The organism is Geobacillus sp. FSL K6-3411 (assembly GCF_037965715.1).
GTDB lineage: Bacteria > Bacillota > Bacilli > Bacillales > Anoxybacillaceae > Geobacillus > Geobacillus thermodenitrificans.
The window spans coordinates 2344730-2360176 of record NZ_CP150187.1; the positions used below are offsets into that span (position 1 = coordinate 2344730).

The 15447-nt window shown below is 54.4% G+C and carries 18 protein-coding genes; 3 read left to right on the plus strand and 15 right to left on the minus strand.

Translation table 11 applies throughout. The features are described from left to right. The first annotated feature begins 74 nt into the window (after positions 1 to 74). From NSQ22_RS11890 to serA, 3 genes are all read left to right on the plus strand, one after another. Positions 75 to 323: a ferredoxin gene (locus NSQ22_RS11890; protein WP_008879661.1), complete on the plus strand. Its 249-nt coding sequence runs from the start codon at positions 75 to 77 to the stop codon at positions 321 to 323. A gap of 173 nt (positions 324 to 496) precedes the next feature. Continuing rightward, positions 497 to 1000: an inorganic diphosphatase gene (locus NSQ22_RS11895; protein WP_029760990.1), complete on the plus strand. Its 504-nt coding sequence runs from the start codon at positions 497 to 499 to the stop codon at positions 998 to 1000. Positions 1001 to 1220: 220 nt separating this feature from the next. Beyond that, positions 1221 to 2795, plus strand: a complete 1575-nt coding sequence (serA, locus tag NSQ22_RS11900) for a phosphoglycerate dehydrogenase (RefSeq protein WP_029760991.1) — start codon at positions 1221 to 1223, stop codon at positions 2793 to 2795. Between the two features lie 187 nt (positions 2796 to 2982). On the opposite strand, the gene NSQ22_RS11905 is transcribed toward serA, so the two are convergent. The 15 genes from NSQ22_RS11905 to NSQ22_RS11975 all read right to left on the minus strand — a co-directional run bounded on the left by NSQ22_RS11905 (position 2983) and on the right by NSQ22_RS11975 (position 15377). Next, the gene (locus tag NSQ22_RS11905) at positions 2983 to 3795 is read right to left on the minus strand and encodes a histidinol-phosphatase (RefSeq protein ID WP_008879665.1); all 813 of its coding nucleotides are present in this window, start codon (positions 3793 to 3795) and stop codon (positions 2983 to 2985) included. A 305-nt stretch (positions 3796 to 4100) separates the two neighbouring features. Beyond that, positions 4101 to 5207 carry a GerMN domain-containing protein gene (locus tag NSQ22_RS11910; protein WP_008879666.1) on the minus strand — a complete coding sequence of 369 codons (1107 nt, stop codon included), beginning with the start codon at positions 5205 to 5207 and terminating at the stop codon, positions 4101 to 4103. Continuing rightward, complete coding sequence (gene sigX, locus NSQ22_RS11915; RefSeq protein ID WP_029760992.1) at positions 5185 to 5730, minus strand: RNA polymerase sigma factor SigX; 546 nt, start codon at positions 5728 to 5730, stop codon at positions 5185 to 5187. The genes NSQ22_RS11910 and sigX overlap by 23 nt, the downstream gene beginning before the upstream one ends. A 115-nt stretch (positions 5731 to 5845) precedes the next feature. Next, positions 5846 to 6562 carry an AIR synthase related protein gene (locus tag NSQ22_RS11920; RefSeq protein ID WP_029760993.1) on the minus strand — a complete coding sequence of 239 codons (717 nt, stop codon included), beginning with the start codon at positions 6560 to 6562 and terminating at the stop codon, positions 5846 to 5848. Further along, entirely contained in the window at positions 6555 to 7043 is a 489-nt protein-coding gene (locus tag NSQ22_RS11925; protein WP_029760995.1) for an ECF transporter S component, read from the minus strand. The genes NSQ22_RS11920 and NSQ22_RS11925 overlap by 8 nt, the downstream gene beginning before the upstream one ends. Then, on the minus strand, positions 7040 to 7618 hold the full coding sequence (locus tag NSQ22_RS11930) for a cob(I)yrinic acid a,c-diamide adenosyltransferase (protein WP_029760996.1): 579 nt from the start codon (positions 7616 to 7618) through the stop codon (positions 7040 to 7042). The genes NSQ22_RS11925 and NSQ22_RS11930 overlap by 4 nt, the downstream gene beginning before the upstream one ends. A 14-nt stretch (positions 7619 to 7632) precedes the next feature. After that, complete coding sequence (locus NSQ22_RS11935) at positions 7633 to 8049, minus strand: bifunctional adenosylcobinamide kinase/adenosylcobinamide-phosphate guanylyltransferase (RefSeq protein ID WP_029760997.1); 417 nt, start codon at positions 8047 to 8049, stop codon at positions 7633 to 7635. Then, complete coding sequence (locus NSQ22_RS11940) at positions 7983 to 8633, minus strand: histidine phosphatase family protein (protein ID WP_029760998.1); 651 nt, start codon at positions 8631 to 8633, stop codon at positions 7983 to 7985. The genes NSQ22_RS11935 and NSQ22_RS11940 overlap by 67 nt, the downstream gene beginning before the upstream one ends. Continuing rightward, positions 8591 to 9379 carry an adenosylcobinamide-GDP ribazoletransferase gene (locus tag NSQ22_RS11945; protein ID WP_029760999.1) on the minus strand — a complete coding sequence of 263 codons (789 nt, stop codon included), beginning with the start codon at positions 9377 to 9379 and terminating at the stop codon, positions 8591 to 8593. The genes NSQ22_RS11940 and NSQ22_RS11945 overlap by 43 nt, the downstream gene beginning before the upstream one ends. Beyond that, positions 9376 to 9933, minus strand: a complete 558-nt coding sequence (locus NSQ22_RS11950; RefSeq protein WP_339263523.1) for a bifunctional adenosylcobinamide kinase/adenosylcobinamide-phosphate guanylyltransferase — start codon at positions 9931 to 9933, stop codon at positions 9376 to 9378. Before NSQ22_RS11950 ends, NSQ22_RS11945 begins: the two co-directional genes overlap by 4 nt. Next, positions 9930 to 11000 carry a threonine-phosphate decarboxylase CobD gene (gene cobD, locus NSQ22_RS11955; RefSeq protein WP_081157171.1) on the minus strand — a complete coding sequence of 357 codons (1071 nt, stop codon included), beginning with the start codon at positions 10998 to 11000 and terminating at the stop codon, positions 9930 to 9932. Before cobD ends, NSQ22_RS11950 begins: the two co-directional genes overlap by 4 nt. After that, positions 10957 to 11928: an adenosylcobinamide-phosphate synthase CbiB gene (gene cbiB / locus NSQ22_RS11960; protein WP_029761002.1), complete on the minus strand. Its 972-nt coding sequence runs from the start codon at positions 11926 to 11928 to the stop codon at positions 10957 to 10959. The genes cobD and cbiB overlap by 44 nt, the downstream gene beginning before the upstream one ends. Then, positions 11925 to 13400, minus strand: coding sequence for an adenosylcobinamide amidohydrolase (locus NSQ22_RS11965; protein WP_011887714.1), 1476 nt, complete (start codon positions 13398 to 13400; stop codon positions 11925 to 11927). Before NSQ22_RS11965 ends, cbiB begins: the two co-directional genes overlap by 4 nt. Continuing rightward, the gene (locus tag NSQ22_RS11970) at positions 13397 to 14431 is read right to left on the minus strand and encodes an iron ABC transporter permease (RefSeq protein WP_171355411.1); all 1035 of its coding nucleotides are present in this window, start codon (positions 14429 to 14431) and stop codon (positions 13397 to 13399) included. Before NSQ22_RS11970 ends, NSQ22_RS11965 begins: the two co-directional genes overlap by 4 nt. After that, positions 14418 to 15377: an ABC transporter substrate-binding protein gene (locus NSQ22_RS11975; protein WP_339263526.1), complete on the minus strand. Its 960-nt coding sequence runs from the start codon at positions 15375 to 15377 to the stop codon at positions 14418 to 14420. The genes NSQ22_RS11970 and NSQ22_RS11975 overlap by 14 nt, the downstream gene beginning before the upstream one ends. Positions 15378 to 15447 lie beyond the last annotated feature (70 nt).

The following is a 15447-nucleotide window of genomic DNA, read 5'->3' on the forward strand; positions in this document are numbered from 1 at the left end:
GAAAGTTCATTTCCGAGCAGGCAACACGGAGATGGCACGTCCGTTTCCAATAAACTTGGGGAGGTTAGATCTTTATGCCAAAGTACACGATCGTCGATAAAGAAACCTGTATTGCCTGTGGAGCGTGTGGCGCAGCAGCTCCAGATATTTACGATTACGACGAAGACGGCATTGCCTACGTCACCCTTGATGACAACCAAGGAATCGTCGAAGTGCCGGATATTTTAATTGACGATATGATGGATGCGTTTGAAGGCTGCCCGACCGAATCAATCAAAGTCGCTGACGAACCGTTTGACGGCGATCCGAATAAATTTGATTGAGATTCCCCCTCTTGCCGATCGGCAAGAGGTTTTTTAGTGAAGACGTGAAAAAATCCCCTTCCATAAGTAGCGCATACTGGGCGAACATGCTAAAATAAGATTGTCTTGTCCGCCGTCCATTGGCGGACAAGTTTTCATGCATACATAACGAGCAAAACAAGGAGGAACGGGTTATGGCATTCGAAAATAAAGTTGTCGAAGCGTTTATTGAAATTCCGACTGGCAGCCAAAACAAATATGAGTTCGACAAAGAACGGGGCATTTTCAAACTTGACCGCGTTTTGTACTCACCGATGTTTTATCCAGCCGAATATGGCTACTTACAAAATACGTTGGCGCTTGATGGCGACCCGCTCGATATTTTAGTCATTACGACGAATCCGACATTCCCAGGCTGCGTCATCGATACGCGCGTCATCGGCTTTTTAAACATGATCGACAGCGGCGAGGAAGATGCGAAACTAATCGGCGTACCGGTTGAGGATCCTCGGTTTGATGAAGTTCGCTCAATCGAAGACTTGCCGCAGCATAAACTGAAAGAAATCGCCCACTTCTTTGAACGCTATAAAGACTTGCAAGGCAAACGAACAGAAATCGGCACATGGGAAGGTCCAGAAGCCGCTGCCAAATTGATCGAGGAATGCATCGCCCGCTACAATGAGAAAAAAAATCAATAATCGACACTAGACACTAACCAGAACGGACATTGTATCTATTTCCGAACTATCTCGCCCATATTCTTTAATATGGGCGTTTTTCTTTTTCTAAAACCGAACATTATCAAACAAGAAACCGTTTTCATTTGTATAACTTCTTCAAACCCCATTGACAGACACCGCTTTAGTATGTTAAATTATCAGAAATTTAACATCTTCGAAAAAGAAAGGAGCACTAGCCGTGTTTCGCGTACTCGTTTCCGACGCCATTAGTGAAGAAGGTTTGGCGCCATTGCGCACATCAGCACATATTGACATTGTGCAAAAAAAAGTTGGCGAAGTTGAAGACGAATTACATACGTTCGACGCCTTGCTTGTGCGCAGCGCGACGAAAGTGACGGAAGACCTATTGGAAAAAATGACGAACTTGAAAATTGTCGGTCGCGCCGGTGTCGGTGTTGACAACATTGATATCGACGCGGCGACAAAACGCGGCATCGTCGTTATTAACGCACCAAACGGCAATACAATTTCCGCTGCTGAACACACATTTGCGATGATGGCGGCGCTTGTTCGCCATATCCCGCAGGCGCACATTTCCGTCAAATCGCGGGAATGGAATCGCTCAGCGTTTGTCGGCAAAGAACTGTTTGGCAAGAAGCTTGGCGTAATTGGCTTTGGCCGCATCGGATCAGAAGTCGCCAAACGGGCGCGCGCGTTTGGCATGACCGTGCACGTATATGACCCGTTTTTAACGAAAGAGCGGGCGGAAAAACTCGGTGTCTCCATCCATTCGCTCGATGAAGTGCTTGCTTCCGCCGACATCATCACCGTCCATACACCGCTGACAAAAGAAACGCGGGGGCTGCTTGGCACGGAAAACTTGGCAAAAACGAAAAAAGGAGTTTATCTGATCAACTGCGCCCGCGGCGGCATCATCGATGAACAGGCGCTCATTCCGTTTTTAGAAAGCGGCCACGTCGCTGGCGTCGCCCTTGACGTCTTTGAACAAGAGCCGCCAGGCGACCATCCGCTTTTGGCGTTCTCCAATGTCATCGCTACGCCGCACCTAGGGGCATCGACCGTTGAGGCGCAATTGAACGTTGCCACGCAGGTCGCTGAAGAGTTGCTTCACTTTGTCGAAGGACAGCCGGTCACGTCGTCGATTAACTTGCCGGCCTTGTCAAAAGACGTCTATGAAAAAATCCAATCATTCTATCATTTAGGACGGAAGCTCGGCTTAATCGCGTCGCAATTTATGAACATCCCGGTGCAAGAGCTGTCCGTCACCTATGCCGGCACAGTCGCTGATTTGGAAACGACGTATATCACCCGCAGCTTGCTCGCGGGCTTCTTGCAACCGCGCGTCGCCTCCACCGTCAATGAGGTAAATGCCGCCATGGTCGCCAAAGAGCGCGGCATTACGTACGGCGAAAAATTTTCTGATGAAACGCATGGGTATGCGAACTGCATTTCGCTTACCGTCCATGGCGAGAACAAAACGTTCACGATTAAAGGGACGCACGTGCCGAACTACGGCGATCGCATCGTCCACTTCGACGGCGTCGCCATTGATTTCGCTCCGGAAGGCCATCTTCTTTACATCCAGCATCAAGACCGTCCGGGGATGATCGGGAAAGTCGGGAACATTCTCGGAGCCCACGACGTCAACATCGCAACGATGCAAGTCGGTCGTCAAGAGGCAGGGGGAAAAGCGATGATGATCCTCTCGCTGGACAAACCTGTTGACGATGCCGTGTTAAAAACATTGGCGCAAATTGATGATATTGAGACCGTCAAACGCCTTGAGGCGTAGTCATAAAAAACGCAGGCTTCTTGTTTCGAAGCCTGCGTTTTTTCGGCCGTTACGTCAAACAGTGAAACGGCGTCCGTCCCCCACCGGAATTTCTCTTGCATCACGCCACAATCCATCCCGTCCGGCCATAAAACATGCAGGCTCCCAGGATTGGAAACCTGCATGTTTTTTCATCGTATCATTCCGTTCAACCGAGCGGCACTGCCTTCCGTTCTCCTTTCGAGAACGTCATCAACTCAGTATAACCAACGCTGCGGGCAAGTTCAATTGCCTTATCAAAGTCGGCACCGACATGTTCCGGCACGTGCGCGTCAGAGGAGAAGACGATTGGAATGCCTTTTTCATAGCACATTTTTAGCAAGCGTGGATCCGGGTACAGCTCACCGACCGGCTTACGCAGCCCGGCCGTGCTGATCTCAACGCATGTTTTTGAATTAGCGAGCGCCGTTGTCGCCCGGTCATATTGCTCGAGCAAAAATTCTTCATCTTCCGGAACATATTTAAAAATTTTCACCAAATCGAGGTGACCGATAATATCAAATAAGTTCGATTCAGCAAGCGTCACGACTTGATCAAAATATTTGCGGTATGTATCGTACAAATCACGACGTTCCCACTCGCGGCGATATTCGACTAAGTCAATGCCAAAGTCGTCGACCCAATGGATGGAGCCGATGACATAGTCAAAATCGTACGAGCGGATGAACGCCGCCATCTCTTCATGCTTGCCTGGCGTATAGTCCATTTCGATGGACATTTTCACATCGATGCCGGCATCCCACGCTTCATGGAACAGCTGGACATAATCAGCCATATCGTAGCAGCGGCGCGCTTCCACCCACGGATTGGACAAAATGTTTTTTGTTTGATAAAAATGATACGCGTGTTCGGAAATGCCGAAATGCTCAATCCCTTTTTTCGCCGCCTCATCCGTAAATTGACGCAAATAATCAAGCGTCAATGTCCCCCGTTCAAGATGGTTATGGTAGTCGGTCAACATCTGTCTTTCTCCTCTCCTGATGTTTTTCTCATTATAACGCATCACCGCGAAAGAGGACAACCGTTTTTCGAATATTCATCCAATCATCCGTTGGCACCGACGAGAAACAACAGACCGACGCATACTGCCACACCCGCAACCGCTAGGATCCGTCTCATGACATCATCCATTCTCCATTCCTCCTTCCTTCTTCGCACCATATATGTCTTATGTCAAAACGATGATCGATAGAACAACACGACGCCGACATTAACAAAACTGTAACAAAACGCCCCCGTAAAATGACCAAAAGGAGGCATCGGCCGCTATCGGCCGCCTGCCGTCAATAGTTCCTCGTTCGGACCGGCCGGCACCTTAATCCGCTCCCCGAGCGGATACGGACCGATGGACGAGCGGCCATTAGCCGCCAACGTCACCTCAAGCAAGCCAAACTCTTTCGCCGTCAATAAAATCGCTTCTGCCATGCGCGCCGCATCCGCTGCGTCCAGCGAAGCGGAAAAGCGAAGTGAAACAGTGGCATGACGCCCACTGGCATGAACGTGATCCACCTTCACTTCCGGTGGAATCGCCGGCTCAAGCCCACGGCCGCCCGGTTTTTTCATCCGCTGCACCGCCTCGGAAAACGAGCGGGCGGAGCTCGGTACTGAAATGAGCACGGCATGGCCGAACGAAGAAAGGCGGTTTATATAATAAATTCGTTTTTGCTGATCCACTTTTGTCGTTTTCAACGGTCCAGATGCTGATAGGTCAAGACCTTCCTCCGCTCCGGTGAAAAAGCGGATATTCTGTCCGCCCATTTGCCGCACGGTTTCCACCACCGCCATGAAAAACAGCTGCTGCTCCTCGCGATCAGCGGTAAATATGCGATGGTCGGCCGGAACGCGCACCGCCCAAGTGCCCCTGTCGCCTGCTTCTGGTGCCATCGTTATGCCATCAAGCCATTTGGCTGCGCTTCGTAACGAGGAGCGGTTGAGCTCATCCAACGCTGCCGTCAGCCGTTCTTCCAGGGCAAAACGGCCGAAAAGCGGGACAACTACCGGTACAACCATGCCAATTTTCCGGTCAGGTAAGGCGATTACCGCTTTACTTACCGCTTCATTCGACACCTCGGTCGCCATCATCGCTTCTGGATGGGAAGAAACATCGTTCGCTCGCCATGTCTGAACGGCAGATGAAGAGGCTACCTGTTTGTCCGCCGGTTCCGGAATGATTAGACGAGGAGCGGCAAACGCAGCCGCAACAAGCACCGCCGCCGACGCAACTGCCGGAAGCCAGCGCCGTTTCCAGCGTGCCGCTCGTCGGGCGCGCTCTAGCCGCTCGTAAATATCCTCTTTCGCGCGGCGGTCTTTGACAACGGGCAACTGTTCAAGTCCGTGTTGAATACATCGCTCATTCCAGTTGAGCTTTTTCATGTTGCCACCCCTCCCGTTCTGCCTCTTCCTCCATATATTGCTTCAGCGCCTTTAACGCGCGGTGTTGCGTCGTTTTTACTTTGCTCTCCGTCCAGCCAAGCGCTGCTGCCGTTTCCGCGATCGACAGCGACTGGATGAATCGGAGGACGAGCACAAGCTGCTGATCGACCGTACAGCGCGCCAAACAGCGATACATGAGTTGAATTTCCTCCTTTTGAATGGCAACCTCCTCCGGCATCGGTTCATCGGCGCCGATCGACTCTTCGCTCCATTCCGACGGACCAGCCCATTTGCGCCGATGTTTTTGCCGGCGGAAAAAATCGATCGCCACATGGCGCGCAATGGACAGCAGCCACGTTTTTTCACTGCATTGCCCTTTAAACCGCTTATACGAACGCAGCACTTTCACGTACACTTCTTGGACCAAATCTTCGGCATGCTCTCGATTCCGCACCATGTAAAACAAAAAATTAAACAAATCGTCATGATACTTTTCATACAACTGTTCAAAGACGGGGTCCATCGTCTCTCTCCCCCTATCCTTTTCCATGGACCGAAACCAAAAAAATCCCATTATCTTCATGATAACGGGTGGAAAACGAAAAGGAAACTGTTTTTTATCTAAAAACATCAGGCGATTACAGCTCGGCAAACAGCGAAAAAAAGAGACGTCCAGCCTGCTTCCTTAACACCTGCTCTCCAGCCGGGTCATAACTGATCAGCAAAGAGGTTGCCGGACCGCCGGAAGCAAAGAGCGGCAGCGGGCACGCACAGGCGCACCACTGACGGCCGTTGGCGACCAACAGCTGTGTCCATTCATAATAAATACCTTTTGAACCGATAGGGATCAATTCATAAACATACGGAGAAGCGAGAAGTTCGGCAACGAGTGAAAGAGGCGCGATCCAGTCCGAGTGCACCAACACGGCTGAGCCGACGAGCGGACGACCGATAACGGCAAACTTGGCTGTCTCCGGTGTGATGCCGATTCTCTTTTGTCCATGAGCCACTGTTCCGATCGCTGTCACCCCAAGCGCCGACTGTACGGTGGCAAAATTTGATTCACTGCTGCCTGTAATTGGGAGATCAAGTCCCAGCTCACTGCCCGCTTGCCTAATGCCACGGCAAAGAGCTTCCCATCGCTCATCAGCAATAAAGTTTTGCAGCACAACCGCCTTTGCCTCTGCCCCGACGCTTACTAATTCCATTAAGGCGACGCGGGCAGCAAAATAGGCAGTTGTCTCGGCCGGAACAAACACCGCATCGCCTTGTTTTTCCCCAACCGCTGCTGAACCGTCGGCGGCAATCGCTAGTTCAACACCATCGGTGAGCGGGAGAAAAAGCACATCACGCATGCGGCGCCTTCCCCCCTACTTTCGCTGCCAAGCGGACGACAGACGGCATAACCGCCATGGCGATCAATATATTCATAGCAGTGGCCACCGACAGCGGCGGAATGACCGCGATAACCAACGGCCAACCGAACGCAACGACAAGCGGCAACGGCGCCAAGAACACGTTACCGACAAAAAAGGCGATCGCTCCACCAAAGCGCCAGCCCCGCCCGTACATCGCGGCAAACAACGCACCAAGCACCGCCATTTCACAAGCGACAAGCCAATGGAACGGGCCGAGCGGCCAGCCGCCGATATAGGCGGAAATGAAGTGGCCAAGCCCGGCGACCGTTGCTCCGGCTTGCGGGCCGAGAACAGCGGCGGCAACGAGTGCCGGCGCACTGTCTAAAGCGATGCTACCGACAAACGTCGGTAGCTTGATGAACGAACCGATGACAGAAAGCGCCATACAAACGGCCAGCCAGGCAAAACGGCGGTTCATTGTTTTTCCTCCTTGTCTCGGAACACAATGGCACTCCGTTCGTATTCGATGTCGGCCACCCCTAAGCGCGCGTTCACCACCCGGGCAGCAGCGAACAAATAATCCGATAGACGATTCATATATTTGAGTACGGCATCATTGATCGGTTCCGCTTTTTGCAAGGAAACGATGCACCGTTCCGCCCGCCTTGTCACCGTGCGCGCCATATGAAGCGCAGCCGCCGCCTTCGAACCGCCTGGCAAAATGAACTTCTGCAGCGGCGGAGCCTCTTGCACGTACTCATCAATGCGCTGTTCTAAAAACGTGACCATCTCCTCGGTCACTTTATACGGCATCTTCCCGTTAACGATGGCCAAGTCACCGCCGCAGTCAAACAGCTCGTGCTGGATTTTTTGCAACTCGGCGCAAAGGTCACGAAACCGCTCATCGCCTGCCAATAAAGCGAGCGACCAGCCGATGAACGAATTCGCCTCATCAACCGTTCCGTACGCCTCGACGCGCAAATGATCTTTATCGACGCGCCCGCCGACTAAACTCGTTTTTCCTTGATCCCCTGTTCGTGTATACAGTTTCATTCGTCCTCTCCCCTTTATTTTAATCGTTCTGCTAACCCGCACCAAAGCCGGTCGACACGGCAGCACATGGCAGCAAGCCGCTGGTAGCATACCCCAACGGCATCGCGCCAGCGACGATCCGCTGGATCGGTAGGAACGATGCCTTGCGTTACGTCTGTCCCAACCCAGACGACGGTGCGGCCAGCCACTTCGTCTTCCCACTGCTTCCAAGCGTGGAAAAATCGCTCCCATTCCGCGGTATCCGGAAGGCGGCGAATGGCGGCTTCGAGTCCCTCAAAGACGACCGTTTTCGCCACCTTGACGCCGTTCGGCGGCCCGTATGGCTCTTGATAGCCGTCATGCCATACAATCTGAACGCCGTCTCCTATTCCATATCGTTCCCGCACCCATTTTCGTTTTCCTTGAAACGCACCGCCGACAACGAAATGCATCGCTCTCCCCCCTTCCAGCGCCCGATCGTTGAATCAAGCGTATACCCGCCTGCAAACGGCACGTCCCATTCCCAAAAGGAACGCGAAGTCGGTGCATATTGCTCGAGCATGAAGCGGATCGGGCCGCCGTGGGTGATGACGGCGATATGGCGGGCACCGCTTCGCTCAGCCAAAGCGAGCGTCTTTGTGAACGCCTGTTTGATGCGCTTCTGAAAACCAGCATAGCTTTCTCCGCCAGGTGGCGCCACAGAAAACGGCGCTTCAAGCCATTGGCGGTATGCCGGATCCTCGTTTAACTCGGCGAAGGTCTTTCCTTCCCAATCGCCAAACGACAGCTCGCGCCACCAGCTTGTCCACCAGTCCGCTGGACGGCCGCCGAACAATAAGGCAGCCGTTTCCCGGCAGCGGCGAAGATCGCTCGAAACAATCCGGTCAACCGCCATAGGCAGCTTGGGCTTTAGGCTGCTGAGCCGAACGCGCTCAGCAGCAGCCAACGGCGCATCCGTCCAACCAATATACGCCCGCTGGCGGTTCAACGCTGTCATCCCATGGCGGATGAATGTAATAGCCAAACGACGCCCCATAAAAGCGTCTCCCCTCCTTCAATCAGCGCTCCGAGCACATCGCCGGTAACGCCGCCAAACTGTTTTTCCACCCATGGCTTGGCTCCTAACGCCAAAAGCGCCATCGCCACAGCGAGCGCTGCACTTGTCCATACAGGGACGCCCCCGAGCACCGAGAGAAGTGAAAGGACGAGGAAAGCGAGCACCAACGCCCAGACAGCATCGTGCCATGAAATATATTCGCGCACTGATGCCGCCATTCCTGTCGGTTTCGCCAGCTTGCCGACAGAAAGCAGCCAAGCGGCCCCCGAACGCGATAAAAGCGGAATCGCAACAAACAAAGCTGGCGGAATCTCGGCCTTAATCGTCTCATACAAAAACAACCAACGAAATGACAATAAACAGGCAAGCGACAAAACAGCGAATGCGCCGACACGCGAATCGGACATAATCTCTTGTCGCCGTTTGGCGTCGCGATATGAAAAAAAGGCGTCGCTCACATCCATCCAGCCGTCGGCGTGCAAACCGCCAGCCAGCCAAATACCGAGCCAAAGAAGAAAAAGTGCCAAAAAGAGCGGCGTGCCGAACGAAAACATAGAACATAAAGCATATGTCCCAGCAGCCAGCGCCCCGATCGCCGCCCCCGCAAGCGGCATACTGCGCACGAGCCAACGGACATGGATGTCATTCCATTCAATTGATCGCCGAATTGGAATGACGGTAAACAACTGCAACGCCAACAGCCAGCCGTTCCACATCTGCCTCATTGCGGCCACCGCCCTTTTTTCACTCGAACGAGACCGCATTCAACCACCGCGGCAACCGCCGCTTCTGCAACCAACTGTTGATGAAGCCAACCGAGCGTTTTCATATAGCAAAACGTGCCAGGATCAGTCGGTACACCGCCAGAAAACAGTTCGTTTGAAACGATGACAACAGCGCGGCAAGCATCCGCTAAACTCCGCACGTCATCTAACAGATGGCCGGCGATGGCGAATGACGCCTCCTCCGTTCGCCAACTGTCGCCGACAAACAAGTCATTCGCCAGCCACATGGTTAAACAATCAATGAGCACAACGTCGGAAGGACGAAGCGACTCGGCAAGCTGCTCAAGACGTGCCGGCCCTTCCCACACCATCCAGTACGCCCCACTGGCTGTGCGCCGCTCTTGATGGCGACGGATGCGCGTCGCCATTTCCTCATCCGTCGCCTGCGCAGTGGCAAGATAATGGAGACGGCCGCCATGAGCGAGACTCCTAGCACATGCTTCCGCCACTTCGCTTTTGCCGCTGCGCACCGCGCCGCTCACAAACACGATCATCCATCCCACCCCGCAAGCGCTTCGAGAAGCCGGTCGTTTTCCATCGGTGTTTTGACGGCCAGCCGAACATAGCGGCCGTCAAGTCCGGGGAAATTCATCGTATGCCGCGGTACAATCCCTTTCTTTAATAAATGGAAGAGCAGCGCCTCCGTCCGCCCTGTCCGTGGACGCAACAAGTAAAAGTTGACGACTGACGGCGAGACGTCGTACCGTTCGGCTGGAAGCGCTTGGAACACCCGCTCCCGCTCAGCCGCTAGTTGCTCTTTTGTCCACGTCACAAACGAATCCATTTGCAAAAAGCGAATGGCTAGCTGTTGAGCAACTTGACTCACACTCCATGGCGGCTGCCTCGTTTTTAACGTGGCAACGATCTCCTCATTGGCAACGACATAGCCGAGTCGTGCTCCTGCTAAATGATGGATTTTCGTCAATGACCGGAGCACGATGAGGCGTGAGTAGCGGTCCAACCAGCGCACAGCAGTAAACCCGCCGCGCCAAAACGGATAAAATGCTTCATCCACAACGATATATGTACCGGCTTGATCGGCCGCATCAATGAACAATCGAAGTTCATGTTCCGGCATCACCGTCCCGGTCGGATTGTTCGGATGGCATAAAAAAACGATGTCCTGCCCCGCCGCCCATGCTGCCGCCTCATCAATATCATATGAAAAGCCGCATTGTTCCTCGGCCATCAACGCCGCTACCTCACAACCGTAGGCGAGGCAGGCACGCCGATATTCCGAAAATGTCGGTTCTAACACACCGACCCGCCGTCCGGCAAACAGCGCCGCCAACAAATAAATTGCCTCTGCCGCCCCGTTCGTCATGAGCACTTGTCTACGCTCAATCCCTTCCTGCTTGGCGATCAATGCGACGAGCGCTTCCGCTTCCAAATCGGGATATTCACCAACCCAGCGAATCCACTCCTCACTGTCCGGCCAGGCGGAAGGCGGCAGCTGGTACGGGTTCGTATTGACGCTGAAATCAACATACTTATGTGGAGGGGTAAGTCCGCACTGCTTATAGAGCACGTGCGGATTCGCCCCATGCGCCGGCCAATACAACGATCATCCCTCCGATCCATAGCCATAACGTAAAAACAAGCACCGTTCCGATCATGATGCCGACCGCCCGACGAATATGGACGGAGCGAAGCGGGACGTCCGGGCGGCCGATCGTCGGCCGCTCGGAAACAACGCCACCATATGTATTCGTTCCACCCAGCTGCACCCCGAGCAGCCCAGCCATCGCCGCCTCGAGCCAACCACTGTTGGGGCTCGGATGGCGGCGGGCATCGCGAAACAAAACTGCCAAAGAGCGACGAAGCCGGCGGCCACCATAAATGAACACCATGACAAGTGCCGTCAACCGAGCCGGAATATAGTTCAGCACATCATCCAGCCGGGCGGCTGCCCAGCCAAATTCGCCATACTTCTCATTTTTATAACCGATCATCGAATCGCACGTGTTCACCGCCCGATACAATAAGGCAAGCGGCGCCCCACCAATGGCTGCGTAAAAGAGAGGGGCGGTAACGCCGTCGCTCGTATTTTCCGCCACCGTTTCCACACAGGCACGGGTAATGCCGGCTTCATCGAGCCGCTCGGTATCGCGGCCGACGATCATCGACAGCGCGCGCCGCGCCTCCGGGAGATCGCCCGCTTCGAGCGGCCGCCGCACATCCTCAGCTGCTTCAGCAAGACTTTTTGTCGCAATAGTCGTAAAAATGAGCACCCCTTCGACCGCCACGCCAATGTATACTGACAAGGCATAGCTCATATGAACGATGAGCGCGGACACCCCATACACGATGGCCAGCACGGCGGCCACGGCCGCCACTCCCTTAGCCCGGCGGCCGCTTCCTTGATTCCAGTGCTGGTCGAAATAAGCAATCAGTCCTCCCATCCCGCGCACCGGATGCGGCAGCCAGCGCGGGTCACCAAACAGTGCGTCAAGAAACAATGCCAACGTCAGCGCCAACAGATGCGTCATCGTCTTCCCCTCCGTCGCTCATAGCGGTCGAGCGCCTCGATCGTCGCCTCATACACGAGCCGACCGAGCTCGCGGCCAAGCTCAGTCGCCGTCCCAGCATAAGCGAACGTCCGTCCAGTTTGTGTCGCGGCCACCGCGAGCGAATCGGTCGATGTCCCAGTGGCAACCGTTCCAGTTTCTGGATCGTAAACTCGATGATCCGCCAGCGCTTTCGCCTTCGCTTCCGTCGCTGTCATGACCGCCTGAACGAATGCCGCCTCGGTCAGCGTCCCGTCAATGATGATGACCATATTGATTGTCCCAGGCTTCGCTGCGAGCGGTTGGTGCTGCCACGCCCGAGCGGCGTCGACTGCATTCCCGACGCCGGCCGTCACCATGACCGCAACCGAAAATGCCTCCTTATCTTCCCAACGCCAGACCACATCGTGCACATCGACGGCGGTCATCATGCCGATCGTCTGGGCAACTGAAAATCCGTGCTGTTCCAAATAACGCCGCATGTCTTCGTCCGCATAGGGATTATCGTAATCCAGGCCGACATGTCGATTGACGAAGTGGGTCACCCACTGAAACCCGCTGCCAACAAGAGCGGAAGACAACACACGAAGTGGTTTGTGAGCAACGAGAACGACGGCGTCGTCGAGAAAAGACGGGTGCAGCCCACCGATAAGCGGTGCCTTCTTGCGTTGTTGTTGCGGCACAAACGAAAACATCGGCTTCGCCGCTACCGGATGTGCTTGGCGCACAACCGGGGCGGCAAACACGTCATTCAGCAGCCTCGGCGTCATGACGTCCGCCGGCGCGCCGAGCGCAGCTGTTTTCCCCTCTTTTAAAACAAGCACCCGATCGCAATAAAGACTGGCAATGCTCATATCGTGAAAAACAGCGACAACCGTCAAGCCGCGCGCACGTGCGGATTGGGCGAGCTGATCAAGAAGCCGAACTTGCCCGCTTATATCCATATGATTGGTCGGCTCATCCAATAAGAGCAACTGTGGCTCTTGGGCAAGCGCCCGGGCCAAATAGGCACGCTGCCGCTCGCCGCCGCTTAACCGCTCAAGCGGCTCATCGATTTTATCGGCTAAACCGACGGCGGCAATCACCTCTTGAACCACGGTTTCATCTTCTGCCGTCCATGTTGGAAACAACCCGTGCTGATGGGCGTAGCGGCCGAGCGCTACTGTTTCTTTCACCGTATAGCCATACGCCGTTTCCACCGCTTGCGGCAGGACGGCGGCCAACTGCGCCCATTGTTTTGCCGACAACTCGGAAAGCAGCCGACCGCTCATGACAATCTCACCGCTCGCAAGCGGAAGCTCCTTGCTGATCAGTTTCAGCAACGTCGTCTTCCCGCTGCCGTTTGGCCCTAAAATGCCAAACAACTCTCCTTTTTTGACGGAAAACGTCACGCCGTCAAGCACTTGTTTCTGTCCATACCGATGCGATACGGCACGCACATCGAGCATCATCATCCCATCTTTCGTTTCGTTTTTCGGAAAAATAGGGCGGCAAACAACGGGGCGCCGATGAGCGATGTAATGACGCCGATCGGCAGCTCGCGCGGCTCAATGACCGTCCGTGCCGCCACATCGGCAAGCACAAGAAACGCCCCGCCGTACAAGAGCGACAGCGGCAAAAGCACCCGATAGTTCGGCCCGCACACAAGCCGAACCATATGTGGAACGACAAGCCCGACAAAGCCGATCGTTCCCGACACCGACACCGCCGCGCCGGTGAGCAGCGCGGCCGCCGTCAAAATGATGATTTTGCGGCGTGTGACATCGACGCCGACGTGAAGCGCCGCCGCCTCGCCGAACGCGAACGCGTTCAGTTCGCGGCCGTTGGCGATGAGTGTTGCCGCACCAACGAGAAAAAACGGCAACAATAGCCCGCTATACTTCCATCCGCGCATCGCCACGCTCCCCATCAGCCAGGAAATGATTTGCCGCAATTCTTCTCCAGTCAAGGCGATCATGAGCGAAATAAAGGCGCTGAAAAAGGCGCCGAAAATAATGCCGGCTAAAATGATCGTCTCGACCGACATTCGCCGTTCAACCATGCGGGTGAACGTCAAGACAGCGGCAAGCGTCACCATGCCGCATAAAATGCTCACGATCGGCAGCGTAAACGTGCCGAGCAGCGGCCATTGCCAGCCGAGAAAAATAACGAGCACCGCCCCGACGGACGCACCGGACGAGACGCCGAGCGTATACGGATCGGCGAGCGCGTTTTTCAACAATCCTTGAAACGCCGCTCCGGCAAGCGCCAAGGAAGCCCCGACCAAAAAGGCAAGCACCACGCGCGGCAGACGGATCGCCATCACAATCGGCACCCAATCCGCCGGAATGTCGGCTGGAAGCGGCATCCCGAACCATTCGGCGGCGAGAATGCCGATAATAGAAGAAAAGGGAATCGACAGCGACCCGGTCGATATCCCTACGAGCAGTGAAAAGACAGCCGCAGCAGCGGCCACAATATATATCCACGTTTTACTTAAACACATCCGGGTAAATGGCTTTGGCAAGTTCCTCGACTCCTTCAACAAGACGCGGACCCGGCCGGCTCACTAGGTCGGTGTTGACATCATACACCCGCTTGTTTTTCACGGCCGGCACGTCCTTCCAAGCGGCGCGCTCAAGCACTTGTTTCGCTCCCCCGTATGTCGTGATGATGACGTCCGGTTTGTATGCGACCGCTTGTTCCTCGGTCACCATCGGCCAGCCTTCTAAGCTGCCGGCAACATTTTTGGCAGAAATCACCTGAAGCATCTCGTCCATAAACGTTCCTTTGCCGGTCGTATACAGTTGCGGCGGCGGCGACACTTCAATCCAGACATTCGCCTGCTTGTCGTCTGGAATTTGTTTTGCTTTTTCTTTGATTTGCGTCAATTTCTCCTTCATGCCGTGAATGATTTGTTCCGCTTTGTCCGCTGTCCCCGTCGCTTTGCCGATGAGTTCAATCGACGCATACACCTCGTTAAACGACGCGGCGTTATGGACAACGAGCACGGTGATGCCGGCGTCTTTCAATTGCTGCAGGCCGTCCTTTGAGTTATGGGCGCTTGACGCATGGGCGAGAACAAGATCCGGTTTCAAGGAAATAATTTTCTCGACGTTAAATTCCATGCTGCCGACTTTCGTTTTCGTTTTGACGTCGTCTGGATAATTGTCAAAATCGCTGACACCGACAATTTTCTCACCAAGCCCCAACGCGTAGGCAATTTCCGTATTGCTTGGAATAAGTGAAACGATTTTTTGCGGTTCTGCTTTGATCGTTACCTCTTCCCCCAGCCCGTCTTTCACCGTCACCGGAAACGCCGCTTGTTCCGTTTTCGGCTCTTCTTTTTTCGCTGGCTGGGCGTTGCTATTGGTCCCACCACTGCAGCCGACCAGCACGGCGGCCAGAAGGAATAGAGCAACCAACGCCGCCGTCCATTTCCAACGCTTCATCAGTTCGTTCCCCCTTTCGCTATGTAAAAATAAAAACGCCCATTCCGTCTAAATCTGGGAATGAGCGCGA

Coding starts and splice junctions, on each gene's coding strand:
- NSQ22_RS11965 (WP_011887714.1), bottom strand. CDS start 13,400: ATGATGATGCTCGATGTGCGTGCCGTATCGCATCGGTATGGACAGAAA.
- NSQ22_RS11940 (WP_029760998.1), bottom strand. CDS start 8,633: ATGGGGCGTCGTTTGGCTATTACATTCATCCGCCATGGGATGACAGCG.
- NSQ22_RS11935 (WP_029760997.1), bottom strand. CDS start 8,049: ATGCATTTCGTTGTCGGCGGTGCGTTTCAAGGAAAACGAAAATGGGTG.
- NSQ22_RS11925 (WP_029760995.1), bottom strand. CDS start 7,043: ATGAACCGCCGTTTTGCCTGGCTGGCCGTTTGTATGGCGCTTTCTGTC.
- sigX (WP_029760992.1), bottom strand. CDS start 5,730: ATGGACCCCGTCTTTGAACAGTTGTATGAAAAGTATCATGACGATTTG.
- NSQ22_RS11920 (WP_029760993.1), bottom strand. CDS start 6,562: ATGCGTGATGTGCTTTTTCTCCCGCTCACCGATGGTGTTGAACTAGCG.
- NSQ22_RS11945 (WP_029760999.1), bottom strand. CDS start 9,379: ATGAGGCAGATGTGGAACGGCTGGCTGTTGGCGTTGCAGTTGTTTACC.
- NSQ22_RS11895 (WP_029760990.1), top strand. CDS start 497: ATGGCATTCGAAAATAAAGTTGTCGAAGCGTTTATTGAAATTCCGACT.
- NSQ22_RS11970 (WP_171355411.1), bottom strand. CDS start 14,431: ATGTGTTTAAGTAAAACGTGGATATATATTGTGGCCGCTGCTGCGGCT.
- NSQ22_RS11930 (WP_029760996.1), bottom strand. CDS start 7,618: ATGAAACTGTATACACGAACAGGGGATCAAGGAAAAACGAGTTTAGTC.
- NSQ22_RS11975 (WP_339263526.1), bottom strand. CDS start 15,377: ATGAAGCGTTGGAAATGGACGGCGGCGTTGGTTGCTCTATTCCTTCTG.
- NSQ22_RS11910 (WP_008879666.1), bottom strand. CDS start 5,207: ATGAAAAAGCTCAACTGGAATGAGCGATGTATTCAACACGGACTTGAA.
- NSQ22_RS11950 (WP_339263523.1), bottom strand. CDS start 9,933: ATGATCGTGTTTGTGAGCGGCGCGGTGCGCAGCGGCAAAAGCGAAGTG.
- NSQ22_RS11905 (WP_008879665.1), bottom strand. CDS start 3,795: ATGTTGACCGACTACCATAACCATCTTGAACGGGGGACATTGACGCTT.
- cbiB (WP_029761002.1), bottom strand. CDS start 11,928: ATGACGCATCTGTTGGCGCTGACGTTGGCATTGTTTCTTGACGCACTG.
- NSQ22_RS11890 (WP_008879661.1), top strand. CDS start 75: ATGCCAAAGTACACGATCGTCGATAAAGAAACCTGTATTGCCTGTGGA.